Annotated in this window: 15 protein-coding genes and 1 pseudogene; 15 read left to right on the top strand and 1 reads right to left on the bottom strand. The window is 55.9% G+C overall.

What is annotated here, in order from left to right; translation table 11 throughout:
- The first annotated feature begins 220 nt into the window (after positions 1–220).
- On the top strand, positions 221–1,390 hold the full coding sequence (locus tag QC826_RS19830) for a hypothetical protein (protein ID WP_279762101.1): 1,170 nt from the start codon (positions 221–223) through the stop codon (positions 1,388–1,390).
- An 89-nt stretch (positions 1,391–1,479) separates the two neighbouring features.
- Here the strand turns inward: QC826_RS19830 and QC826_RS19825 are convergent, their stop codons facing one another.
- Positions 1,480–1,620 (bottom strand): hypothetical protein, encoded by a 141-nt coding sequence (locus tag QC826_RS19825; protein ID WP_279762100.1) that lies wholly within the window; start codon positions 1,618–1,620, stop codon positions 1,480–1,482.
- A gap of 402 nt (positions 1,621–2,022) precedes the next feature.
- Between QC826_RS19825 and QC826_RS19820 the strand changes: the two genes are divergently transcribed.
- The 14 genes and pseudogenes from QC826_RS19820 to QC826_RS19755 all read left to right on the top strand — a co-directional run bounded on the left by QC826_RS19820 (position 2,023) and on the right by QC826_RS19755 (position 24,651).
- Positions 2,023–2,616: a DUF1819 family protein gene (locus tag QC826_RS19820; protein WP_279762099.1), complete on the top strand. Its 594-nt coding sequence runs from the start codon at positions 2,023–2,025 to the stop codon at positions 2,614–2,616.
- Complete coding sequence (locus QC826_RS19815) at positions 2,613–3,200, top strand: DUF1788 domain-containing protein (RefSeq protein WP_279762098.1); 588 nt, start codon at positions 2,613–2,615, stop codon at positions 3,198–3,200. The genes QC826_RS19820 and QC826_RS19815 overlap by 4 nt, the downstream gene beginning before the upstream one ends.
- 65 nt (positions 3,201–3,265) lie before the next feature.
- Positions 3,266–6,880, top strand: a complete 3,615-nt coding sequence (brxC, locus tag QC826_RS19810) for a BREX system P-loop protein BrxC (protein ID WP_279762097.1) — start codon at positions 3,266–3,268, stop codon at positions 6,878–6,880.
- 91 nt (positions 6,881–6,971) lie between these two features.
- Entirely contained in the window at positions 6,972–10,670 is a 3,699-nt protein-coding gene (gene pglX, locus QC826_RS19805) for a BREX-1 system adenine-specific DNA-methyltransferase PglX (protein ID WP_279762096.1), read from the top strand.
- 39 nt (positions 10,671–10,709) lie between these two features.
- Positions 10,710–13,325: a BREX-1 system phosphatase PglZ type A gene (pglZ, locus tag QC826_RS19800; protein ID WP_279762095.1), complete on the top strand. Its 2,616-nt coding sequence runs from the start codon at positions 10,710–10,712 to the stop codon at positions 13,323–13,325.
- 8 nt (positions 13,326–13,333) lie between these two features.
- Positions 13,334–15,396 (top strand): annotated as a pseudogene (brxL, locus tag QC826_RS19795) (protease Lon-related BREX system protein BrxL).
- 93 nt (positions 15,397–15,489) lie between these two features.
- Complete coding sequence (locus QC826_RS19790) at positions 15,490–16,545, top strand: cyclic GMP-AMP synthase DncV-like nucleotidyltransferase (protein ID WP_279762093.1); 1,056 nt, start codon at positions 15,490–15,492, stop codon at positions 16,543–16,545.
- A gap of 577 nt (positions 16,546–17,122) precedes the next feature.
- On the top strand, positions 17,123–18,001 hold the full coding sequence (locus QC826_RS19785; protein WP_279762092.1) for a nucleotidyltransferase: 879 nt from the start codon (positions 17,123–17,125) through the stop codon (positions 17,999–18,001).
- A 129-nt stretch (positions 18,002–18,130) separates the two neighbouring features.
- Positions 18,131–19,810 (top strand): ThiF family adenylyltransferase, encoded by a 1,680-nt coding sequence (locus tag QC826_RS19780; protein ID WP_279762091.1) that lies wholly within the window; start codon positions 18,131–18,133, stop codon positions 19,808–19,810.
- Between the two features lie 3 nt (positions 19,811–19,813).
- The gene (locus QC826_RS19775; RefSeq protein ID WP_099419025.1) at positions 19,814–20,323 is read left to right on the top strand and encodes a Mov34/MPN/PAD-1 family protein; all 510 of its coding nucleotides are present in this window, start codon (positions 19,814–19,816) and stop codon (positions 20,321–20,323) included.
- Positions 20,316–21,437 (top strand): HNH endonuclease, encoded by a 1,122-nt coding sequence (locus tag QC826_RS19770; RefSeq protein WP_279762090.1) that lies wholly within the window; start codon positions 20,316–20,318, stop codon positions 21,435–21,437. The genes QC826_RS19775 and QC826_RS19770 overlap by 8 nt, the downstream gene beginning before the upstream one ends.
- A gap of 62 nt (positions 21,438–21,499) precedes the next feature.
- Positions 21,500–21,835: an ATP-binding protein gene (locus QC826_RS19765; protein WP_279762089.1), complete on the top strand. Its 336-nt coding sequence runs from the start codon at positions 21,500–21,502 to the stop codon at positions 21,833–21,835.
- A gap of 1,009 nt (positions 21,836–22,844) precedes the next feature.
- Positions 22,845–23,261, top strand: coding sequence for a helix-turn-helix domain-containing protein (locus QC826_RS19760; RefSeq protein WP_279762088.1), 417 nt, complete (start codon positions 22,845–22,847; stop codon positions 23,259–23,261).
- A gap of 46 nt (positions 23,262–23,307) precedes the next feature.
- On the top strand, positions 23,308–24,651 hold the full coding sequence (locus tag QC826_RS19755) for a type II toxin-antitoxin system HipA family toxin (RefSeq protein WP_279762087.1): 1,344 nt from the start codon (positions 23,308–23,310) through the stop codon (positions 24,649–24,651).
- Positions 24,652–24,810: the final 159 nt, after the last annotated feature.

The raw sequence follows: 24,810 nt of genomic DNA, 5'->3' as shown, positions 1-24,810 counted from the left end.
AGTGGAAGCAACTGCTGCGGTAGGGGCAGGAGCCTCAATTGGTAGCGTCTTGCTTCCGGGTGCGGGGACTGGTATTGGGGTAGCATTGGGCTTATTCCTGTGTCCCAAAAAAAGCTAAAGATGCCAGTGACGACACAAATCGCTGACAGCCAATTTGGCTTTTTCGAGAGGTGACTGTAGGTAGTTTTCCGAAACCGTATTTCTTCTGCAATATGCGTCCGTGCTAGAAAGAATCGAGGATTTTTTGACTAGAAAAGCAGACGACGATGCGGCACTTCAGCAAAAGTGTCCTCGCTACATAAATCCGTTTGAAGGGCGAGCCAAACGCATTCATCTCAGCGGCCTCTTCTTGTTTGACCCTGATGTCGCGCTCAGGCTCGGCGGACGCTCAATGCGGATGGCTTTCGTCGAAATGGGCCGCGAATCGTTGTTCAAAGGGCTGGAGCGAGCCGTACGCCTTGGGAGGATTTCGAAGGGGTTAAAGGAGGAACTCTTAGAATTAATGCCGCCGACAATGCAAGATGATATGCAGGCCGCGTTAGATGGAGAGGAAAGCGCCTGCAATCGTATCGCTTTGATAGGGCCATGGGAAGCTTATGCACTTGGTACTTCTCGCGACGAAGCTGGGAATGCCGAGGCGATGTCGGCATCAATGCAATTTCTTTGTGACGTGGAAAGAGCTAGCCGTGCGGTAACCTTGCTCTGCAAGGACGGACGCTTTCTTGACGCGTCAAAAGCGCTTGCTAACGACGAACTTGTGAAACGTTTCGTGCCGCCGGCTTTTCTGTGCGGGTTCGCAGAAGCAGTTAAATTTGAAGACCTGCTTCCCTTGCGGGTCGCCGTCGCGCTGGAAGTCTGGTTGAGCATGTTGGCGATATGGGATATTGAGGCTCGGCCAGCGGATATTGACGATGAAGGTTCGTACGTCTCGTTCCTGATACCCCAGGAGGGTAGCGTGGGGAAAAATTCCATAGCATTATTGTTTGACTGGGTGTTGAAGGCCGCCCATGTTCCTACCTCGGCTGCACTGACAAGGGATGCGAGGCTAAGAAAGGTTAGTATTGATGGTTGCACGCTCGGTGCGTGGAGCAGAGGGAAAAATTTTCCAAGTTCATCGTATACGAAGCTCATCTCGGATGCGTTGCTTTGCTCTGACGATGCTGAAATATTCAAAGCTCTTTGCGCAGTCGCGCGTCAACTCAATTTCCTCGGATATGTTGCTCAGCACTTCCAGGAAATGATTTGCGGACTCAAGGGCAATGACGGCGGAAATCTCGTTACCCCATGGCTCGGCCTTCCATTTGGCTATGACACCTTCGAGTCATGGCTTCGTGGTCGATATTTAGTCTGGCTCCAGTTTCATAGAGCGCGGCTTGCGGCCGGCTTGTAGCGGAAGCGCGGCGGCAAGGCGGGGAGCGCAGGAATCGATGGGGCGGCCGTAGTCGGATGATGCTGGAAACTACGGCCTGACGCCCCTACTTAGTCGTCGTCTCCATCGTCGCCCTGATAGCGGTCATTGTTCGGATTGAGCTGGTCCGAACGATTGTCCTGGCTGTCGTCGTAACTGTCGTTATTCGGATTCATGCTGTCGCTGCGGTCGTCGTTTGCGGTTCTGCTCATTTGTTACTCCATGTGGTTGGCGCCGGTGAAATTGCCGACAGATGCGATTCTGATGGAGGTGGGGAGGGATGTAACTAGGACGGTTTGGAAAAACGTGTGCTGTCGCTTTAGTACTAGTTCCAATTCCGGCGGGTGCCTTTACGTCTCAGCGCGTCAACAATTCCACGTCATTTAGGGGATTTTTTGAGGTGGGTATTGGTGAGAATTGCCCGAATTTTCCGACTGAGCGTGGCCTTCGCCGAGAATTATTCAAAATTCATTGTTTTCTCGTCGGAAACCCCCGGAGAATGGCACCGATGACATTGCGCTTGCGGATTGCCTTCAGTTAGACTGGGCAGCCCAAAGAGAGATTCGTGTAGGAACTATGAACCCGGTCAGCCCCCCCCGTACTGCTGCGCTTGCATGATGCGGTATAACGCAGAAATATATGTTGGCGCGCTGCTGCCGCTGGAGAGCCGACGAATTGCAAAACTGCTGCTGACTGAACCGAACCAGGACGCGTGGACGCATGCCATCGAAACAGAAAACATCCTGCAGAAGAGAACGGCCGCCACCGCTGCGCGACAGGCCAGACTTCTTCGCCGGCGTTTGACGACGTTAGATGCTGAAGGCTGGAAGATGATTTCTGAACGCGAGAGCGAAGTAGTCATCCAGATGCTCATGGCTGCGGCCATCAAACATAGCTTACTGCTCGGCGATTTCATGCTTCGCGTCTATGCGGAACGACAGCGACGACTTGAGCCCGACTTGGCTCGGTCCGACTGGCAGGATTTCTTGGCTGAATGCGGACATCACGACCCATCGTTGGCCGGATGGCCCCAATCCACGAAGGACAAGATGCTTCAGGTCATCCTGCGAATTTTGGTCGAGGCGAAGTACATTGATAGTTCAAAGTCGATGAAGTTGACCCCCAAATCCCTCCACCCCGATGTGCGGCGCTACCTGAACGCACATGGTGAATCCTATGTCCTTGATTGTCTGGAACGTGCAAGATGATTCTGAGCTTTGACGAACGCCTAAACCAAATCCTGCCGCGTGTGACATCGCGTGATTTCTTGGACAGCAAAGGCCTGGGTAATGAAATCGGTTTTTGGATTTTCGACTACCCGCCAGACCGCGAGCTCGACATGCGCAGTTTCCTCTATGGTACCGTGTTGCCAGCGTTAGCTAAGCAGATGCCAGCCTTGCGCGCCGACACCATTGATTTGCTTCAACTGGTGACCGGGCTGTTGGAGGAGCGTAAACTGCTCGACAAGACTATGGACATGCAACTCAGCAAAGGCGACGACATCACGCTGGCCGCACTGCGGTCGGTACTCAAGGAAGACAAGATTGCCCAGAAAATCGCTGCTCAGCACGATATTGCTAATCTCGACCTGTTGATTTTGACCGGTGTCGGTTCCGTGTACCCCATGCTGCGCACCCACACGCTGCTGTCGGCTCTGCATCCCATCATGGGCAATACGCCCCTGCTGATGTTCTTCCCTGGCCGCTACGATGGGCATTCGCTACGCCTGTTCAACTCGCTGGCCGAAGACCACTATTACCGCGCCTTCCGCCTGGTACCAGAAACCACGTAGCTAGCCGCTCAGGCAGTTCAGACAGCTCACGCAGCACACTCAAGCAATCAGGGAACCAGAACAACATGAAAATCAGCGAGCTTTTCCTCAAACCCATCGACCGCCCGATTAATGGCGTCATCAAAGCAGACCAAATGGACGCCGCCAGCGTCTGGCAGGAACTGGAAGAGTACGTCGTCACCAAGCAGATAAGTGAATACCTGCGCAAGTTCTTTGACGCCTACTTGGCTGCCATCGACCGGCCACATGACGCGGCCATTACTGACCGTATGGGTGTATGGGTTTCTGGCTTCTTCGGCTCAGGTAAGTCGCACTTCATCAAGATACTGTCATATTTGCTGGAGAACATCGAGGCTCATAATCCAGACATTGGGGAAAGGCGCAACGCTGCCCAGTTCTTTGACCACCAAAAAATCAAAGACGCTATGCTGCATGCTGACATTCAGCGCGCGGTGCAGGGCACGGCGGACGTCATCCTGTTCAATATTGACGCCAAAGCCAACAAATCCGACCCCGACGCCATCTTGCAGGTCTTCTTGCGTGTGTTCAATGAGAAGGTGGGCTTGTCGGGGGACTCTCCGCACATCGCGGACATGGAGCGCCATCTGATAGCCAAGGGTGCGTTCGAGACATTCAAGGCCGCCTTTGCCGCCTCCAACGGTGGCACCTGGGAGCAAGAGAGTGATGCCGTCGCATTTTATCGCGACGACATTGTGACCGCGCTTGCCCAGGCCTTGAAAATGACGCCTGAATCAGCGGGCAAGTGGTTCGACTCTGCAAGAGATGACTATCGCATTACCCTCGAAGGGTTTGCCAAGGTCGTCAACGAATACCTGGCTACCCGGCCATCCAGCCACAAGGTCATCTTTTTGGTTGATGAGGTGGGCCAGTTCATCGGGACCAGCTCACCGTTGATGCTCAACCTGCAGACCATCACTGAGCAGCTCGGTGCCCAGTGCAAGGGCCGCGCATGGGTCATCGTCACCAGCCAGGAAGATATCGACGCGGCCATTGGCGAGGACAACAAGTCCAAGGGGCAGGACTTCTCCAAGATTCAGGCCCGCTTTCACACTCGTTTGTCGCTGGCCAGCAGCAACACCGACGAGGTCATCGGCGAGCGCCTGCTGTCCAAGACGGAAGCCGCCCACGTTGCGCTGCGCGACACCTTCGCCAGCAAGAGCGACGTCATCAACAATCAGCTCGCGTTCTCGGGAAATTCGGTGACTTTACGTGGTTACAAGGACGCTGCCGAATTCGTTACCTGTTACCCGTTCGCGCCATACCAGTTCACTTTGCTGCAAAAGATTTTCGAATCCATCCGCAAGGTGGGCGCCACTGGCAAGCACTTATCACGAGGCGAGCGCTCGCTGCTTGATGCCTTCCAGTCCGCTGCCGTGCGCAATGCGAACCACAGCATCGATGTGCTGATTCCGTTATATGACTTCTATCCCGCCATTGAGAGTTTTATCGACGGCGTGGCCAAGCGCTCGATTGACCAGGCGCCGGACAATCCTGGCTTGCGGCCCTATGACAGTCTGCTGCTGAAGGCGATGTTCCTCATCCGGTACATCCCTGACATCGTCAAACCGACCATCGACAACCTTGCCACACTTTGCATAGACCAGATTGATGCTGACAAGCTCGTTCTCAAGCGCAAGATTCAGGAAAGCCTGGCGCGCCTGGAGCGGGAGCGCCTGGTCAGCCGCAACGGTGACCTGTGGTTCTTCCTGACCAACGAAGAACGTGATGTCGCCCGCGAAATCGGTCATGTCGAGGTCTCCGCTGCTGAAAAGTCCCGCGAACTGGCGAGGCTGATTTTTGAGGATATTTTCAAGGACCAAACCAAGGTGCGCCACCGCGACACCAAGGCCGACTATGAATTCAACCGTCTGCTTGACGGTGCGCCGTGGCGCCAGGCCAGCCACGCCCTGAGCTTTGAAGTGCTCACGCCGCTCGGTGATGAATACGAACGGCTCCAGCCAGCCCGCTGCATTTTGCGCAGCAGTGAAGGCAACGGCCGCGCCGTGGTGCGCCTGCCGGAAGGCGAGCGCCTAGATATCGAATTGGCGCTATACCTGCAAATCGAAAAATACATCATCAGCCCCAAAGCCGACCAAGCCAGTCCGTCGCTCAAGCGCATCCTGGCCGACCGCAAGGATGAGAACCGTGAACGCCGTATGCGCTTGGTGCATCAGCTTTCCGAACTTATCGCATCAGGCGATTTTTACGCGCTCGGCCAGCCTGTTCAAATCAAGACGGGCAGCCCGGATAAAGTGCTCGATGAGTTGCTCAATTATCTCATCACCAATACCTACAGCAAGCTGCCATATCTCAAGGTGCGCCAGGTTGACCCAATAGCTGAAATCAAGGCCGTACTCAATGCGGATGACTTGGGCCAGCATTCGTTGGGTCTGGACGGCGAAGCCGGCAATGGGCTGGCTATCAAAGAAATGCGTGATTACCTGCAACTGGCCGCCAGCCAGAACCGGGTACTGCTGTCAGACGTGGTGGACCGCTTTGCCGGCATCCCTTGGGGGTGGAAGCCAGAGTGGGAAACAGTGCTGCTCATCGCACGCCTGTTCATGTCCGGCGAAATCAAGCTGATGCTCGAAGGCTCCGACCTGGACCCCGTATCCGCTGCCGACCCCCTCACCAAGTCCGTCCGCTTCAAGCAGGTCTCCATTCTTAAGCGCAAAACGGCTGATGCCACCGCGATGAAACGCGCACGCGAGTTGTATAAGGAGCTGTTCCAGAAAATGGGACGCGAGGAGGAAGACAGCCTGGTTGCCGACTTTCGCGCCCGGCTAACGGATTGGCAAGCCGAGCTCAAAAGTTACGCTCATACCGCCGCAGCACCGCACCATCCTGGCAAGTCCGAAATTGATGCCGCGCTCACCCGCATCGCCCAGCAACTCAGCATCCGTGACAGCTTTGCCTTCATCGAAGCCCTGCTGGCCGCCAAGAACGAGTGGCTCGATGCGGCGGACGACATCCATGACCTGGTCAACTTTTACAAGACCCAGATTACCACTTGGCGCAAGCTGCTCGATGGCCTGAGCGCGTTCGAAAGCAATCGTGAAGCATTGACCAAAGTGCCTCAAGCCGCCGCCGCCCTGATGGACTTGACCCAAATCCGCGACAACCCCAAGCCCTATGGCCAGGTCAACCGCATTGAGCCGCTGCTGGCCTCCGTCACCGCCATCAATGAGCAATTGGCGCACGAAAAACGCGAAAGAGCCTTGCTGTCCATTGATGCCAAGTTGATTGAAGTTCAAGCCAAGCTCGGGACAGCAGCTGCCACGCCCGACCTCAGCAACAAAGCCCTGCGCCCGCTGCAAGACCTGAAAGCGCGCATTGCAAGCCAGACCAGCATTGCGGAGATTATGTTGCTGCAAGGAGCGGGCGGCGATGCGATGGACGACGCCATCAATTTCATTGAAGCGGCTGCGACAAAACGCCCGGACCATGTTGCGATGCCTGGCAATACCGCCAAGCCACTGCAGACCGGCCAGCCCAACGTGCCGGCGCCCGTCGCCAAGACCACCCGCGTCATCCGTGCCGCCGAACTCTCCAGCAAGACGTACCTGGAAACCGAAGCTGACGTGGACGCCTATTTAAGCAAACTGAAAGACGCGTTGCTGACCACAGTGCGCGCCGGTCAAATAGCGCGAATTCAATAGCGCATTCGATAAACCGCTATCGCCCTCATTCAATTTACCCAATAGCTGCCCGCGTGCCATGCACGGGGCAGCTGAAAACCTTATCTGACACATGAACAAAGCCAAACTCAAGTCTTACGCCCCGCAAGCCCGAAAAGACTTCATTGCCGCCGTCACCGCTCGCGCCAATTTGCTGGGCTTGTCAGAAAAGGCGGGCAAGCTGGAAGTCGCTACCAGCCAACCCCAAGGCGACGCGACAGTGATTGCGGGCCAGGCCTGGCCGGTCAAAGTCCACAGTCAGCGTCAGCAACTTATTGCGCGCATCCAAAAAGATGGCTTTGCCCAGACCATGGAAGCTGTGGCCTACACCTGGTTCAACCGATTTGCGGCACTGCGCTACATGGAGCTGCACGACTACCTGGGCCACGGCCACCGAGCGCTTTCCAGCTTGGAGGGTACGCTGCCGGACATCCTGACCCACGCTGCCGACCTTGCCCAAGGTGGCGATGGCGGCTTGCCGGGGCTGAAGCCCGCGCTGGTCGTCGAGATGAAGCTGGCAGGTAACCGCGATGGCGAGCTGTACCGCCTGCTGCTGGTCTCCCAGTGCAATGCGCTCAGCAATGTAATGCCGTTCCTGTTCGAGCGCATCGACGACGAAACCGAGCTGCTGCTGCCCGACAACCTGCTGCGCACTGACTCCGTCATTGCTAAGCTGGTGACCTCCATTGACGAAGAAGACTGGGCGCAAGTCGAAATCATTGGCTGGCTGTACCAGTTCTACATCAGCGAGAAAAAAGACGAAGTTATCGGCAAGGTGGTCAAAAGCGAAGACATTCCTGCCGCCACGCAGCTCTTCACACCCAACTGGATTGTTCAATACCTGGTGCAAAATAGCGTCGGCAGGCTGTGGCTTATGGCTAACCCTACCAGCACGTTGAAAGCCCAGTGGCCGTATTACATTACTCCCGCCGACCAGACTCCTGAAGTGCAAGCCCAGCTCGACGCCCTGATTCAAACCCGCGTGAATGAGGACGGCGACAGCCTGAATCCCGAGTCCATCACGCTGCTGGACCCGGCCTGCGGCTCCGGCCACATTCTTGTGGAAGCGTATGAGTTGCTCAAGGCGATTTACCTGGAGCGTGGCTACCAGCCACGCTCCATTCCACGTCTGATTCTGGAAAAGAACCTGTACGGGCTGGATATCGACGACCGCGCCGCGCAAATGGCAGGATTTGCTTTGCTGATGAAAGCGCGCGCCGATGACCGGCGACTCTTCATTGAGCCCATCAAGCTCAATGTGCTGTCGTTGCAGGAGAGTAAAGGGCTTGACGCAGACGTTCTTGCGCGAGCCCTTCAAATAAATTCGCCTCAAGTCGGTCCGCAGATTGAGACTAATATTGCTGCAAGAGAATTTTGCCGCGACGACCTTTTTCCAGGAACCCACCCGCAAATTAGCCTTGGTGAGTTCATGACTGAGGATAAGGGCGTGGAATCGGTACGATTTGCGATTGAAGCCCTCATCGGTACATTTACCTGTGCCAAGACCTTTGGGTCACTAATTCAAATTCGACCGACACTAAATGCGCAGCTAATGAGCGTGGCGACACTTTTGCAGTCTGCGCTCTCGAGCGGTGACCTGTACGCCAAGGCGGCCGCACAAGACTTATTGCCTCTGGTCGCGCAGGCACGGATTTTAGGTATGAAGGTTGATGCTGTGGTGGCAAATCCGCCTTACATGGGCGGTAAGGGTATGCACCCAATTTTAAAAGACTACGTTAAGACAATCTTCCCGGACAGCAAGGCTGACTTGTTTGCGATGTTTATAGAGCGCGGGTTTGGCTGGTGCAAGCCCAGCAGCTTCAACAGCATGGTTACCATGCAAAGCTGGATGTTCTTATCGTCGTACCAAGCTATGCGGGAGAAATTGCTGAGGGAACGGACAATTCATACAATGGCGCATTTGGGAGCGCGTGCATTCAGCGAAATTTCTGGCGAAGTAGTTCAGACGACAGCTTTTGTGCTACAAGGATATTGCCAAGCGGGTTTCAAACCCGTTTTTCTTAGGTTGGTGGATGGCATAGAGTCGAGCAAAAGGGCCGCACTTTTGGCTGGCTTATATCGGCACGATAACATCATTCAAAATGAGTTTAATAAGGTTCCAGGTAGTTGTTTGGCGTACTGGGTTTCAACGACTTTTCTCGAGTTATTCAAACATCAAAAAATGTCAGATATTGGTTCCGCTTTCACAGGACTTCAGACAGGGGATACCGCTAGTTTTCTGCGCAGATGGTACGAAGTCTCGTTGGGGGAAATTGGTTTTGGTTCACGTAGTCGTGTCGAATCTCTTGAATCTAAAAAGAGGTGGTTTCCGTGTAATAAGGGCGGTGAATCTCGGAAGTGGTATGGAAATCACGATTTCGTCGTTGATTGGCGAGCGGACGGGAAGAATATTAAGGAACGGAAGGAGAATGACCTCCGTTTAGGTAAGATTACAGCAAACAATTCGAAGTGTTGGAATCAAGATTATTATTTCCGAGGCGGAGTTAGTTGGTCAATGGTATCGACAGGTGATACTTCATTTAGGTATTTTCCAGATGGCTTCGTTTTTGACATAGCGGCACCTACTTTTTTTTTGAAATCTGATGACAACTATTTTTCACTTGGGTTTTTGAACTCTAAAGTGAGTCAATTCTTGGCGTCAATTTTTTCTCCCACTGTTAATTTTGTCCCAGGCGTTGTTCATCAGTTCCCGTTGCCCTTCGATAGTAATGTTAATTGTGAAAAAGTCGTGAAGTCCGCTCTTGAAATAGCAATGAGAGACTGGGATAGTAATGAGAATTCCTGGAATTTCAAATCTCTCTCCTGGGTCAATAGTAAATCCCAAAAAAAAATAAAGGATGCGTGGGAGGATTTCAATGTATGCACTAGTAATATAGTTCTCACTATGAAGTCGATTGAAGAGGAAAATAACACTATTTTCATTAACGCATATGGCCTTCAAAACGAACTCTCTCCGGCGGTCCTCGAATCGAAAATAACTCTTGCTCGCGCTGACCGAGAAAAGGATTGTCAACGCTTAGTCTCCTACGCTATCGGTTGTATGATGGGTCGCTACAGTCTGGACTCGCCCGGCCTGATTTACGCCGATTCAGGCAACATCAACTTTGATGACAGCTGCTACGTCAGCTTCCCCGCCGATTCCGATGGCATTGTGCCGCTTACCGACGAACTGTGGTTCGAGGACGAAGCTGCTAGCCGCATCCGTGAATTCTTGCTAGCGGTTTGGGGTGTCGACGCACTGACTGAAAACATGGTCTGGCTGGCAGAAAGCCTCGGTACGAAAGCCGGTGAAACCCCTGATGAAACGATTCGCCGCTACTTAGCCGACAAGTTCTACAAAGACCATCTGCAAACCTATAAAAAGCGCCCCATTTACTGGCTCTTTTCCAGCGGCAAACAAGGCGCCTTCCAGGCCCTTGTCTACCTGCACCGTTACCACGAGGGTACTTTGTCGCGCATGCGAGCCGAATACGTTGTGCCCCTCAGCGGAAAAATCCAGTCTCGCATCGACATGTTGGAAAAAGATGCGGCAGCAGCCTCCAGCACCGCTGGCCGCAACAAATTGGCCAAGGAAGTCGAAAAACTCAAGAAGAAACATGTCGAACTGCTGGCCTACGATGAACAGCTCCGCCACCACGCCGACATGCGCATCACGCTTGACCTGGACGACGGTGTTAAAGTCAACTACGGCAAGTTCGGGGATTTGCTGGCAGAGGTGAAGGCGGTTACAGGTGGTGCTAGCGATGACTGACTCTACGCACTTTAAAGGTATTCGAGAGGTACCCTATCAATGAGCCAACAACGCCTGTTTGTTAGTTTGACCACCTTATTCGCCACCCACCCGGTTGTATTTTGGCACGACGTGGACGCCGAATTTGCCTCCGCGGTGGACACCCTGCAGCTCGACGGCGTGCAATTGGTGCGCCTGGACGAAACGCCAGCGCTGCGGGTGAAGCTCGACATTGAGGGTGCCCCTGAACAGCGCTGGCTGATTTACAGCGCCAAACCTGAGCCGGAACCGACCAATGACTGGCTGCTCGATGTGCGCATGCGCAGCAAGTCATTCCGAGCGGACTCCACCTCCATCCTGCTAGAAGACTTGGGCCTGACCACGCAAGGGCTGCGGCAACACTTGAAAGAGCGAGCCAAATTCCTGCGCGCAAAAGACAGGGTGGACCGCCTCAAGCGGATGGTGCTGCCGGGCGACGGCGCGCCTGACCTGGACCGCAAGATGCTAGCAGTGCTAACGCGTGCCGACCACCCCGAATTGTTTGCCATTTTGCAGCGTCTTTACGGTGCTGTGGTGGTGGATGGCGTGGCGGACTTGTCGGCACAGCCCAAAGCCTGGCAGGAAATCGCTGCCAACGATTTGACGCCTGCGTTCTGGGAATTGGTGCAACTGCAATTGGGCTATCTTGAGGCCAACCCCAGCCTGCGCGACTTGTTGCTTCGTATTCTGGTGACGGATTTCTGCCGAGGCCTGCAGAGTGATGCTCCTCCTCAATTGGCGCACTTTGTGCTGCCTGACCGCACCCTGGCAGCGAATGCGTCAGTATTCGTCGGGCGATGGCGCTCGGATATTGCGCAGTTTGCCAATTACAACGCGCTGGCGCAGGCCGTGGCCAACGAACTTGACCTGGTGAGCTTGTTGTCGGGCCAGTCCGCCGAGCAATTGGTGGAGTGCATGACATTTGAAGACGTCGAGTTGCGAATGGTGCAAGAACTTAAAAAACGCATTGTCGCCGGCGCCGGCGCTAACATGGATGTAGTGCGCGCGCTGATGGCGCGCCGGCGCGACGGGCATTGGGCGAACCCCTTGCTGGCCAGTGCCAACGAGCGCACCCGCGCGCTGGCTGCGTGTTACGACGCCTTGACCGCTGCAGCCGATTTTTTCAGTCTGAAATCGACCCATGCCGCTGGCTTCAGTTTTGCTGACGCCGGCACCGCATTCGAACAATACCGCGATGAGCTATTCCGCTTTGACCAGTTGTACCGGCATTTTCACACGGCGGCCGATGCTGTCGAGCCCACTGGCTGGGCCGTGCTGCACGAGTTGCGCGAGACGATTGAGGGCGTGTATTCTGGCTGGTTTATCCCGCACTTGAGCACTGCCTGGTCCAAAGTGGTGGAGGGGCAGCAGGGCTTGCTCAAACACTGGAAGCTGCCCGAGGTGACGCCACAACAGGCGTTCTATGAGCGCAAGGTGCTGCCGCTGTTTGACGGCGGAGTTAAACGGGTGTTCGTGGTGATTTCCGATGCGTTCCGGTACGAGGTGGCGCAGGAGCTGGTGCAGCACACTAACAGCAAGAGCCGCTTCAAGGCGTCACTTGACGGCATGCTGGGCGTGTTGCCGAGCTATACCGCGCTAGGCATGGCCGCGCTATTGCCGCATAAGACGTTGGCTTACAGAGAGAGTGCAAACCTGGATGTGCTGGCCGATGGTCACTCCGTGGCCACTCTCGACCAGCGTCACGAGCATCTGAAAGCCTTTGGCGGTATCGCGATTAAGGCCGAAGACCTGATGGGGCTGGGCAAAGAAAAGGGCAGGGAACTCGTGCGCGACCAGCGGCTCGTTTACATCTATCACGACCGCATTGACATGACTGGCGACAAGCAGGCGTCCGAGACCAAGACCTTTGAAGCGGCGTCACAAACGGTGCAGGAACTTGCCAACGTCCTGGGCTTCATCATCAACAGCCTCAACGGTTCCGCAGTGCTGGTCACGGCGGACCATGGCTTTATGTACCAGGAATCGCCATTGGATGAATCGGACAAGTCCACATTGGATGAAAAGCCGGCGGGAACATTGAAAGCGAAAAAGCGATACCTGATTGGTCGTGACTTGGGGTTCACCCCTAAAGCTTGGTCTGGCAATACGGCGGTGACGGCGGGCACTACACTGGAAGGCAGTCTGGATTTCTGGGTACCCAAGGGCGCCAGCCGGTTCCATTTTGCCGGCGGGGCACGCTTCGTCCATGGCAGCGCCATGCCGCAGGAGGTTGTGGTGCCGGTCATCACCGTGCGGGTCAGCGAGGCGGACAATGCCAAAACCAGATACGTAAGCGTCAGCCTGTTGGGTGCCGTAAACAAGGTGGTGACCAACACCCAGCGCTTCGAATTCATCCAGACCGACGCGGTATCAGAGCGGGTGCTGGCCCGTTCTGTGGTGGTCTCGCTACGCGATGGCGCGGATAACGACAAACCCATCAGCAACGTGCAATCCATCACGTTTGATAGCACGTCACAGTTGCTCGACGAGCGCAAACGTTCGGTTTTGTTGACCGTGCTGGCCGGCGCGCATGACCCGCACAAGCACTATGACCTGGTGATGCGCGATGCGGTGAGCAACGTGGAAGTGCTGCGCTTGCCCGTCAAGGTAGACTTAGCCTTTGGTAACGACTTTTGAACATTGAAATGATGCAAACCCCGACACCCGCTGCAACACTGGCCAATGAGCTCCCCGATAGCAGCCTGGACACCCTGCTCAACACCCACTTTGCTGGAAAGGTCGTGCGCAAGGCAACCTGACCAAGCTGATTAAAGAGGGGGCGAACGTGCCGGTATACGTGTTGGAGTACCTGCTGGGCATGTACTGCGCAAGCAATGACGAAGCCGTCATCCAGAACGGCCTGGTGAATGTCAAACGCATCCTGACGGAAAACTACGTGCGTCCGGACGAGGCTGAGAAGGTGAAATCCAAGGTGCGCGAGAGCGGCACGTACAAGGTCATCGACAAGGTCACCGTCAAACTCAACGAAAAGCGGGACGTGTACGAGGCGTTGCTATCCAACCTCGGGGTGAAGAACGCCGAAATTTCCAGCAGTTATGTGCGCCAGTTCGAAAAATTGCTGGTGGGTGGCATCTGGTGCATCGTCACACTAAAGTACTTCTATGAAGAGGACCAGAAGGGGTCACCGTTTACGGTAACGGAGCTCAAGCCCATCCAGATGCCGAACATGGACATGGCGGCCTTGTTCGAAGCGCGTAAGGCGTTTACGGATGAGCAGTGGATTGATGCCCTGATTCGTTCGACCGGCATGGAGCCCAGCCACTTCAAGGAGCGCGCCAAGTGGCACTTGCTGGCACGCATGGTGCCACTGGTGGAAAACAACTACAACTTCTGTGAACTCGGTCCGCGCGGTACCGGCAAAAGCCACATTTACAAGGAAATCAGTCCGAACAGCATTCTGGTGTCGGGCGGCCAGACCACAGTGGCCAACCTGTTTTACAACATGAGCGCGCGCAAGGTCGGCTTGGTGGGCTTGTGGGATGTGGTGGCATTTGATGAAGTGGCTGGCATCAACTTCAAAGACCACGATGGCGTGCAAATTATGAAGGACTACATGGCGTCAGGCTCATTCAGTCGCGGCAGAGAGTCCATAAACGCCAGTGCTGCGATGGTCTTCGTTGGCAACATCAACCAGAGTGTAGAGTCGCTGGTCAAGACTTCGCACCTGTTGGCACCTTTCCCGGAAGCGATGATTGATTCGGCATTTTTTGACCGCTTCCATGCCTACGTGCCGGGATGGGAAATCCCTAAGATGCGGCCGGAGTTTTTCACCAACCAGTACGGGCTGATTGTTGACTACTTGGCGGAGTACCTGCGCGAGATGCGCAAACAAAGCTTTGCCGACGCCATCGACAAATGGTTCAAGCTGGGCAACAACCTGAACCAGCGCGACACCATCGCCGTGCGGCGCACGACTTCTGGGCTGCTCAAGCTGGTTTGTCCGAACGGCGAATACACCAAGGACTCGGTGCGCAAGTGCTTGGAATATGCGCTGGAGGTACGCCGTCGAATCAAAGAGCAGCTTAAGAAAATCGGCGGCATGGAATTTTACGATGTCCATTTCAGCTACATCGACCTGGAAGACGGTGTTGAGCGGTTCGTTACAGTGCCCGAGCAGTCGGGGGGGGCTTTGGTACCGGAAGGTCGCCTGAACCCCGGCACCTTGCACACCATCAGCATGGGCTCATCCGAGATGCCAGGCATCTACCGGCTAGAGATTCAGTCTATTCCCGGCACAGGCAAAGCGAACGTATCGGGTGTCGCGCCGCGTGAGGCGGTAAGAGTGGCGTTTGACTATTTCAAAGCCAACTCGTCCCGCGTCAGTGCCTCCATCAGGCCGGGAGAGCGTGATTTTCATACCCACCTGGTTGAGTTGCAGAACAGCGGAGCTCCACAAGCGCTCACTCTTGCAAGTTTCATTGCCCTGTGCTCAGCGGCACTTGCCAAACCGGTGCAGTCGCAACTGGCGGTTTTGGGTGATATGAGCCTGGGCGGTACTATCGTGCAGGTGCGCAACCTGGCTGAGTGCATGCAGGTCGCGTTTGATGCCGGAGCCAAGCGTATCCTGTTGCCGATGTCGAGCGTGACCGACATTGCATCGGTACCAGGGGAGTTGTTTGCCAAGTTTCAGACCAGTTTTTACTCGGACCCGGTTGATGCGGTGTTTAAGGCGTTGGGAGTGGAATAGCGATATGGTGACCATGGGAATTTCCGAAGCGTTTGCGAACTATGGTGCGCGGCTAAAGAACGTGAAGCTCTTCAACGGTTACTGGATGAGTAAATGAGCGTCGAGAGGGCAATCGGCACAGTTCTGGTAGGTGCCTTCATTTGGGCGTTTTCCCGTCAGAGGCCGAGGATTAACGCTGACCTGCAGGGATTGTTCGAATGCTTCCATGACGCGATTAAACTCGACGAAAATGATGAGCGTCGCAAACTGCGCGAGAAGCGTGAAGTTATCCTTTCGACTTTGAAGCGGAGACTTGCCACCCAATCGCTGTCATTTGAGGCGTTTGACCAAGGCAGCTATGCGATGCGAACTGGCGTGGTTCCAAAAGATGGGAACTATGATATCGACGTTGGGCTCATTTTCGACTGCCCGCGCGAACGCTTCCCAGACCCCGTGACCCTGAAGTGCTTAGTCCGCGACGCGTTAGTGGCGAATAATCGCACCGTGAAGATTCGACGAGCGTGTGTAACAGTCGAGTACATACGGCAGGGCATGCCGGACTACCACGTCGACCTCGCTTTATACATTCGGCAGGCAGACGGTCGACTGCGACTCGCAAAGGGACGAGAGTTTTCGGAGCCTCAGCATCGTGAATGGGAGTGGTCAGCGCCGCGCGAGCTAACTCAATACGTGCTTGCTAAGTTTGCCGGCGATGACCAAGCTCAATTCCGTCGATGTATTCGATATCTCAAGCGATGGCGTGACGAAAACTTCTGTACGGGCGCGCCATATAGTATCGCGCTCACATTGGCCGCAGCCTCTTGGTTTGAACCGAGGCGAACTGGGGACGGAGCGTATGTAGACGTCGAAGCGCTGCATTTTCTCGTAAATAGAATGCGCAGCAATTTCGGAAATGACTGGAACTTTAGCCGGCTCGCCGTACGCCTCCCTGGCAGCGCCAAGACCGACCTCATGAAGAGATTGACGGACCCGCAAATGCTTGCACTCAAAGAGCAATTGAGGAGTCTTGAACTCGCGCTCGAAACGTGCTTTGGCGACGTCGCGATTTCCAATTCGGCGGCCTCGCTAGCGCCGCTGTTCGGTTCTGATTTTCCATCACTGCGGGACGCACCTCCATCGACCGCTGGCGGCAATGCGTCTCGCATTTAAAATGCCGGGGGCTCCTGGCCTGCGCCAAGCCGCTTGAGTACCTTGAACTGCCCCGGTGTCGCACTTACTTTTCGCAGAGAGTAGGCGGTCTTGGCGCGTTTGCTCAAGCTTCCGTAGGTGACACCGCGAGTGAGGTTGGCGATGTCGAGGGCGCGAGGCGCCCGGTGGCCGAGCTCTGGGTTGGTTAGCGCCAAGCCTGCCCGCGATTCGGCCTTGTCGCCCTGCCGCCAATTGCCTCAGCTCCTCCACATGCTTATCCTTGGGGAGAGTGAAATAAAAGTTCAGAGAGCGAAAACATGATACTGTTTAGGCATACAGTAGTGCGCCTTAATCTCACGCGGCGCGTCGAAAAATGTACCTTCGTCCTGAACTGAAGGGCGCTGTTTGACGAGCTTTGAATTGACGGCTTACCTATAGGCCCGCAGCATCTTCCCGGGCACCCATATCTAGTCGAAGGTATGTTATCGTTGAGCTAGCACTCAACGCCCGAGAGTGCCAATAGTTGTCTGAAAGCTATCTAACGCCAGGCTGAACAGGAAAGCCGTGCCTAGTTTCGACTCTTAATTAAGGATTTTCAATGCCCGCGGTCCAAAAAAACTTTGAAGATTTCCACTCCAAAATCAAGCTCGACGAGGACGACGAGAAGGCGACGCTGCGTGAAAAACGCGACACCCTTTTGTTGGCGCTCCGCAAGAATCTCGCAGACGACGTCCCCAAGTTTGAAGAGTTTCACCAGGGCAGCTACTCTATGCATACCGGGGTGGTGCCCCTCGATGGAAACTTCGATATTGACATGGGTCTGATTTTTGATTGCAAAAAAGACAAATACCCCGACCCGGTCGCTCTCAAGAAGAAGATTCGCGATGCGTTAGACACCCACGGCCGCAGCGTAAATATCCGCCGCCCATGTGTCACCGTGAACTATATGCGCGGTGACGAAATTGCCTACCACGTTGACTTGGCTGTGTACGCCAAGCGTGATGATGGTTCTCTCGATATCGCGAAAGGCAAAGAGAACTCAGAGGAAAGTAAGCGCGTTTGGGAGCAGTCCGACCCGAAAGAGCTTACCGAGGCAATTTGCACCGCGTTCACCAATGCCTACGACTTGGCGCAGTACCGCCGGTGTATTCGTTACCTAAAACGCTGGCGCCAAGTCCAGTTTTCGTCAGGCGCCCCGCTGAGCATTGCGCTCACGGTCGCGGCGCAGAAATGGTTCAAACCCTATTTTGAAATGTCAGGCAAAGCCGGCGACCTTCAGGCCCTGCTGAACTGGGTCAATGCAGTCCTTAGTCAGTTTCAGTGGGCAAGTGCAAACGGAAGTGGCCACCTGCGCCTCGCGGTGACGCTGCCGGTTATCCCGTACGGAGACCTCATGGGGTGGATGACCGAAGGGCAGATGAGCACCGTGAAGGCTAAATTTGAAGCTCGTTCGCGGTGCCCTCCAGGAGGCGCTTGACGAAGACCTGCCGGAGGATGCTTGCAAAGTGCTCAACAAACAGTTTGGTTCCGATTTCGTTGTACCCGAAAAGTCCGCCACTGCTCGTGCCGGGGTTTCGCCTGTGATTAGCACGGGTAACTCGGCCTGATGGACCCAGATAGCGCAAACGAAGCGTTGACTAAGGCCTGCGTCGAAGCCATCCGGCAAGCCAGTCACGACCGTGGCCTTCAGATAGAAGTCCTGGAAGTCACGCCCGAGAATCGCCTCCAAGTGGTCGTTCAAGGCGCGTCTCAACGTTGGAACCTGGTAGTCGAATGCCTCAGTCGTTCGCTCACGCAATTGCCTCACGTGAGACTGAAGCCTACCGGCAGGCTGCACCCTCATGTGGGCTACTTCGGCACGGTGTGTGTAAGCGACAACCTGGGTCTTTCCCTGGACCCCGATAGGAGAGCGGACGTCGTCGCCTACACAGTTCTCGCCGCTATCGATTTGCTGGAAAAGTGGGATGCGGACAAGGTCGGAAGCGCCGCAGAGTTCTTCAATGAGGTCGAGGGCTACTGGAGTTGGCTGCCGGGCTCGATTGGCACCTCGGGTGCCTTTGACGCCGACGGGAAGGACCGACTGGTCACGTCTTATCTTAAATTCAAGGAGAAGAAGCCTCAGTGGTTTTTCACCGAGCGAGATGTCCCGCCAACCAACGATTTCGACGTGAAGGGGGCTGCTGCTCAAAGCGCTCTGTACATCCATATGGAGGAGTTGGCTCCGCCACCTGTGCGTCCTGAAGAGCTCACTGCCGCTTTTGTAGCCGCCATACGTAGTAACATGTCGGCCGCCCAGCTTGCGCTCTGGGCTCGACTGGTTCGGCCATCGTCCAACAAGAACCATCCGAAACGAGCGGTGCTTCTCGTATCCGTCCCACGTCAGGCCGGCGGGGTATCGGTAATCGGTATCGAATTCGGAACCCGAAATGGCGACGTCGACCTTAAGGCCCCCGTCATGCCCCTTACCATGCGGCGCCTTACTGCCGCATACATGCGCGAGCGCGGCGGTGCGGCTACCTCAATGCTTTCAAAGCATGTCGTCATCATTGGGTGCGGCGCGATTGGCGCTGTGATTGCCGACGCACTTGCAGCGACCGGCGTAGGCCAGCTTACCCTTGTCGATTACGACGACTATTCTGAGGATAACGTGTTTCGGCATATCCTGGACCCAGTCTGGATTGAAACGCCAAAAGTGCACGGTCTTAAGTATCAGCTTGAAAGACAATACCGGGGTCTCAAGGTTACGCCTCGCGCGACTCACGGACAGGAGTGGCTTCGCGGCGCGGACCTTAGTGATGTCGATGCAGTCGTCTTTGCGCTCGGGCTGCCGACACTTGAACGGGCGTTCTCTGGCGCACTGCGGAAGAGAAATAAGCAGTTGCCTATGCTTTTCACGTGGCTGGAGCCCCTTGACCTGGGTGGGCACTCGGTACTGGCATGGATGCAGGGTGAAGGTTGTCTGGATTGTCTTTATCGCGACGACGAAGGTGTTCCGAGCCTTCAGTCCCGCATCGCGTTCCTCACCCCAAACCAGCCGGTCTCCAAGACGATTACAGGTTGCGGGAGCGTCTTCGTGCCGTACGGGGCTTTGCAGTCCCGGCGTACCGGGCTGATGGCTGCTGAACATGTCCTGTCTGCGCTTTCTGGCGCGACAGGCTCCTTCGTATCGCTATTGGGCTGGCGAAGGCAAAGCGGCAGCCGAACAGAATCTGCAAACCACGCCGTGGTGGGATGCGGCAAGAGCGACCGTCCCGAGCGACGCGCAATCGAAGCGCGCATTCGGTAGGCCATGCAAAAACTGCAGGGCGGCCAAATGAAAAAGGTTTTCCGTGTTTCAAGCAATCAGCGCCTTATTTTCGTGGACGAGGCGGTCCAACAGATGCTTACGTTTCGCCAGCGTTCGTGGTGGCAGACAGAGGCCGGCGGCGCCCTCTTGGGGCGCCATCTTCTGGACACGGACGACATAGTGGTAGATGAGGTGACGACTCCGCAGAAGTCCGACCGCCGCAGCCGCTTCAGCTTTTTCCGCTCAAAGAAGCACGGGGTAATTGCTCAGAGCCGGTGGTTGGAAGAGGCAAGCACGCTAGCGTACTTGGGTTTGTGGCACACCCACCCAGAATCAGACCCAACGCCAAGCGGTGTTGACCGGAACGACTGGAATCAAGCGTTGTCATCCGATACCTTCGACGGTGACCGCCTGTTTTTTCCCATTGTCGGTATTGAACGTATTCGGGTCTGGACCCTGGCCCGTGACGGGGCGTTTTACGAACTGGATGAGGAGGGGAAGAGCCGTGGCTAGACAACAACCAAGAGCAACAATTCCGGCTGCAACGAAGCAAGCGCTCTGGATTGCAGCGGCCGGGCGGTGTGAATTTCGGGGCTGCAATAAACCGGTCACACGCGATTTTTTGACCAAAAAAGCGGCCAAAGTGGGCGAGCTTGCACACATTATTGCCGACAGCCCGGACGGGGCTCGCGGTGTGGTGGGGCTATCTGAAAAGCTTGCCGATGATGCGAACAATCTGATGCTGGCCTGTTATGACTGTCACTCTCGCGTGGACCGCAACGGGAAAAACAACGAATACACGGCGGCGCAGCTACAAGCCATGAAGCGTGAACACGAGGCGCGCATCGAGCTGATATACAGCTCCACTGGGGTTACGGATAGCCTGCCAATACTGATGTCGTTTCCCGTCGGGACTCATGTGCCGGTCTTCGATGTTCGCCAAGTGAACTATGCGATGCTCGAAAATAGTCGATTCACACGGGCTCCCAGGAGCCCGCACATACATATCGACCGCGCAGATTTCGACACCTTGGACAGCGCTGATGATTTTTGGCCGCGCGCTGAAGCGGCGCTTCAGACAATTTATGAGCAGCGCATCCGACCGATGCTGACAGAGAAACACGGGCCAACACACCTGACGATTGCTGCATTTGCGCCGATTCCGATGCTTATGAAATTGGGCGCGCTGCTGGGTGACAAAATAGAAGCAACGGTACTCGATTTGCCGGTCGAACGATGGCTATGGGATGTTCGGCCGGAATGTCCAGCTCCGACATACAAATTTGACGTTCCCGATAAGCTCCCTCGAGAGGTCTCGGTTGTAGTCAATATTTCAGGCGTCGCCACGCGGCCGGACCTCCAGATGCCGGTCTTGGAATTTCGTGCTGAAGCGCCCAATAGGGGAATCATTCGAACCGAGGCGCACGTGCTCGAGTTCCGCCGGCAATTCAACGCGTTCTTAAATGTCCTCAATGCTGCTGGGGTTCGCGTGCTGCACATCTTACCAGCGACGCCGTTGTGCGCGAGCGTCGAGATTGGGCGCATGCTGTTGCCAAAGATTTTCGAAGAAGTGCATGCGTGGGAGTGGCAGGCGCCAAACTGGAAGCAAGCGTTGCGTCTGAAATAAGTTCTTGAAGATGACAACATCCTGGGCGGCTATTGGCTTGAGCAGCTCCTTGTTTCGGCGCGATGCGCCTGCTCGACGAGCTCAGCATCGGACGCGCCGACGGGCGCTACATGAAACTGCTCAAGCCGTTGGCCAAGATAGACGTGCTCGTCATCGATGATTGGGGACTGGCGGTGCTCGACGATGCCCACCGGCGCGACCTGCTGGAAGTGCTCGACGACCGCCACAGCAGCCGCTCGACCATCGTCACCAGCCAGCTTCCGATTGAGCATTGGCATGCGGCCATTGGCGACGCCATCCTGGACCGCTTGGTCCACAACGCCCACCAGCTCAACTTGAAAGGCGATTCGCTACGGGGAAAGCGGGCTAATTTGACAAGTTCGCCCCTTCCGGAGTAAAACCACACCTCAACCCCGCGCCGTTGCGTCCAAGGTGTCCGGTTTGGCCTGGAACAGGTGTCCAGTTTGCGTGGAATACGCACCATACTCGGACTTCGCTATTAATGCGAGCAACTCGTCATGGCGACTTACTGAATACAACGCGTTATGGCTACACCAAGCTTGTCTCGTGGAATCTGTGCGCGTAGGCTAATCGCGATGCTGGGTACAAAGGCGACCCGATGCGGTGCGGGCTCGTTGTGTGCAGAGCACGGTGGTGCCTACCTTGACTGCGTGATGAGGGAGCAGCGTCGCGAAGAGTTACAAGGCGTGAACGCTATCGAACCCTTAGTCGCTTCCACAATGTTGAGCGGGACCTTCAGAAAGCTGAGTAGATTTGCCCAAGTTTGAACGCTAGTTCGAATCGCCAAGAAGGATTCGAACTGCGCCTCGTCAAAACTCGTTTGTCAGGTGAGCGGCGGTGGGTTATCATTCCTAAGCGGTACAAGCTCAGGTACAAAGTTGTGGTACAAGAGCTGTTAGCTGGCTCAAAATAAGTACCTGATTTCAATAATTTTTTTTTGTGGCGTCGAATCTCACCGCTTCCGCCAGGAAATAAAAAACCGCCAGCCTGAACCCGCTCAAGATCGCGTTCAGTGCCGGCGGTTTTTTTATTGCTTGGCGGAAGCGAGGGGAGCGCCTGCGCGCTCCCCGTGTGAGATTCGAAGCCCCCGCGCCTGCAGGCGCGTGGCGCCCCGAATCGGCCGACTGCTGCCCGCGCAGCGGGCAGCGCCGCGCGCCTAGGGCGCGCGTTGTACCTCTGATATTGCTCAGCATCCGCCGCCCGCAGCCACAACAAAACCGCCGCAGGCGGTTTTTATTTCCTTGCGGAATTGAATGAGGCCAAGTTCTGCCTGTCGAACACTTGCTCCCAGCCGACCGCTGCGCGACGAGAGGCATGCGCAATCCATGGCAATATGCTCGTTAAATTGCTCCTTAAACTCATTATGCTCGATTAATCGAGCATGGTTTGACGTTCAAGGTGCGCTCCGGTACGATGTTCGTTAAATCGAGCTTTAACGCCGTAGCGGGTGACTTAACGAACATGAAAGTACGTCAATCGGCAGTTCTCAGCACGCACCTCGCGCAGGAGGTTGCCCACCTCGGACAACTTCTTGCTCGTTTGCGCCATGCGCGCAAGGTCAAGCAGGCCGATGCGGCCCTGCGCGCCGGGCTATCTCGCAACACGGCCTACCGCATCGAGAAGGGCGACGCCGGCTTGGCGATTGGACAGGTACTTCGGTACTTGGAGGCCATCGCGCCAGGAACTACTCTGGCAGGACTGCTGAATGAGTCCGACCCATCGCTGAGCGCCCTGCAGGCGCGGGAATCGACGAAGCGTGTACGCGACCTGAGCGCTGCGGAACTCGACGACTTGAACTTCTAGCGCCAACTGCGCAACGGTAGGCATATCATTTAAAGTGGGATCGTTCATGGTTGCCAAAGAGCTGAAGTTAACGACGTTCGCATACTTGGGCGAGGACTGGGCGCCGTGCGGGCAACTCACGATGACCGAGCAGGGCCCGGAGTTGCTGGCATCAAGCTTCGCCTACGGGCTGAACTACCTCAACCGCCCCGATGCTTTAGAAGTCGACCCGGTCAGCCTGGCTATCCATGGGCCGCAGCCAGTAAGGGGCAAGCTGCTACTGCCCGTCAACAACTTGGTGAGCTTCGGCGGCATCCGCGACGCCGCGCCAGACTCATGGGGGCGCCGGGTTATCGAGGCCAAACTCAAAGTGCCCGCAAACAGCCTGGCGGAGTCGCAATACCTACTTCATGCGGGCAGCGAGCGGGTCGGCGCGCTGGACATTCGCTCCAACATCAAGGACGAACCCACTGGCGCCGCTGGTAGCGTTCACGCGCTAGAGTATCTAATGGAGGCTGCTGCGCGCATTGAGGCCGGCGGAGACGTCCCGGCCAACCTTGAAACAATTTTCATCGCTGGGTCAGCACTCGGCGGCGCCCGGCCCAAGGCCACTGTGCGAGACGAGGGCGGCTCTCTGTGGCTGGCAAAGTTTCAAAGCGTGAACGACGCCTTCAATATCCCTGCGGTCGAGTGCGCTTCTTTGGTGCTCGCGCGGGAGGCCGGCTTGAACGTGCCGCCGGTGACTACGCTCGCAATCGGCGACCGCCGCATCATGATGATTCGGCGCTTTGACCGCTATTGGCTGGCGCAAGGAACGCGGCCAACCGTGGCAACGGACTTGATGCTCTTGCCCGCCGATGGCTTGGCTGAGCGCCGCATGGGCTTCGTGAGCGGCCTGACTCTGGTGGGATGCGACGAGACCGAGTCGCGGACAAAATCCTATGCCGACCTAGCCCACGCCGTGCGCAAGTACTGCCATCCGAGCGCGATTCGAGCCGACAACGAAGAGCTTTTCAAGCGGATGGTATTCAACATCTTCGCGAGTAACGATGACGACCACTTGCGCAACCATGGCTTCCTTTGGGCCCCACGGTTGCCCGGATGGCGGCTCAGCCCTCTCTACGACGTGCTGCCGCGGCCGAGCCTCGCCACCGAGCGCTACCTACACCTGGGTATTGGCCCGCAGGGCCGCCTCGCGACGCTCGACAACGCGCTCGGGGGGCATGAAATGTTCTCGTTGAGCCTGCGCCGCGCTTGCGCCTTGGTTGGCGAAGTCTGGCATGTGGTTCGGGAGTGGAAGGTGTCGTTCGAACGCTCGGGCGTCTCGGCCGATGACATTGCCAAGATTGCGCCGGCGTTCCGGCACCTAGACGACATCAGCACGGCGGGCACGCGCAAACTGTTGCCCTGATTTCGCCGAACCGGGAGCGCAATGCCTTGACGATTTTCCGTCAGCTTTACCGCGCTTGGCTTGATGCCTCCCAATCCATTCTCGGACGGACAGCGCACCAATGCCCCTTGTCGATTTTCCCACGTTCTATCCAATCGTACGGAATAGACAAAATGGTTT

The organism is Rugamonas sp. DEMB1 (genome assembly GCF_029834475.1).
Classification (GTDB): domain Bacteria; phylum Pseudomonadota; class Gammaproteobacteria; order Burkholderiales; family Burkholderiaceae_D; genus Rugamonas; species Rugamonas rubra.
The sequence above is the reverse complement of the archived record's forward strand: the minus strand, read 5'-3'. Positions and strand labels throughout refer to the sequence as shown.

Bases quoted from the DNA above. Each gene is read 5' to 3' on its own strand.
- QC826_RS19825 (WP_279762100.1), bottom strand. From the start codon at position 1,620: ATGAGCAGAACCGCAAACGACGACCGCAGCGACAGCATGAATCCGAAT.
- QC826_RS19820 (WP_279762099.1), top strand. From the start codon at position 2,023: ATGATGCGGTATAACGCAGAAATATATGTTGGCGCGCTGCTGCCGCTG.
- QC826_RS19815 (WP_279762098.1), top strand. From the start codon at position 2,613: ATGATTCTGAGCTTTGACGAACGCCTAAACCAAATCCTGCCGCGTGTG.
- brxC (WP_279762097.1), top strand. From the start codon at position 3,266: ATGAAAATCAGCGAGCTTTTCCTCAAACCCATCGACCGCCCGATTAAT.
- pglX (WP_279762096.1), top strand. From the start codon at position 6,972: ATGAACAAAGCCAAACTCAAGTCTTACGCCCCGCAAGCCCGAAAAGAC.
- pglZ (WP_279762095.1), top strand. From the start codon at position 10,710: ATGAGCCAACAACGCCTGTTTGTTAGTTTGACCACCTTATTCGCCACC.
- QC826_RS19790 (WP_279762093.1), top strand. From the start codon at position 15,490: ATGAGCGTCGAGAGGGCAATCGGCACAGTTCTGGTAGGTGCCTTCATT.
- QC826_RS19785 (WP_279762092.1), top strand. From the start codon at position 17,123: ATGCCCGCGGTCCAAAAAAACTTTGAAGATTTCCACTCCAAAATCAAG.
- QC826_RS19780 (WP_279762091.1), top strand. From the start codon at position 18,131: ATGGACCCAGATAGCGCAAACGAAGCGTTGACTAAGGCCTGCGTCGAA.
- QC826_RS19775 (WP_099419025.1), top strand. From the start codon at position 19,814: ATGCAAAAACTGCAGGGCGGCCAAATGAAAAAGGTTTTCCGTGTTTCA.
- QC826_RS19765 (WP_279762089.1), top strand. From the start codon at position 21,500: ATGCGCCTGCTCGACGAGCTCAGCATCGGACGCGCCGACGGGCGCTAC.
- QC826_RS19755 (WP_279762087.1), top strand. From the start codon at position 23,308: ATGGTTGCCAAAGAGCTGAAGTTAACGACGTTCGCATACTTGGGCGAG.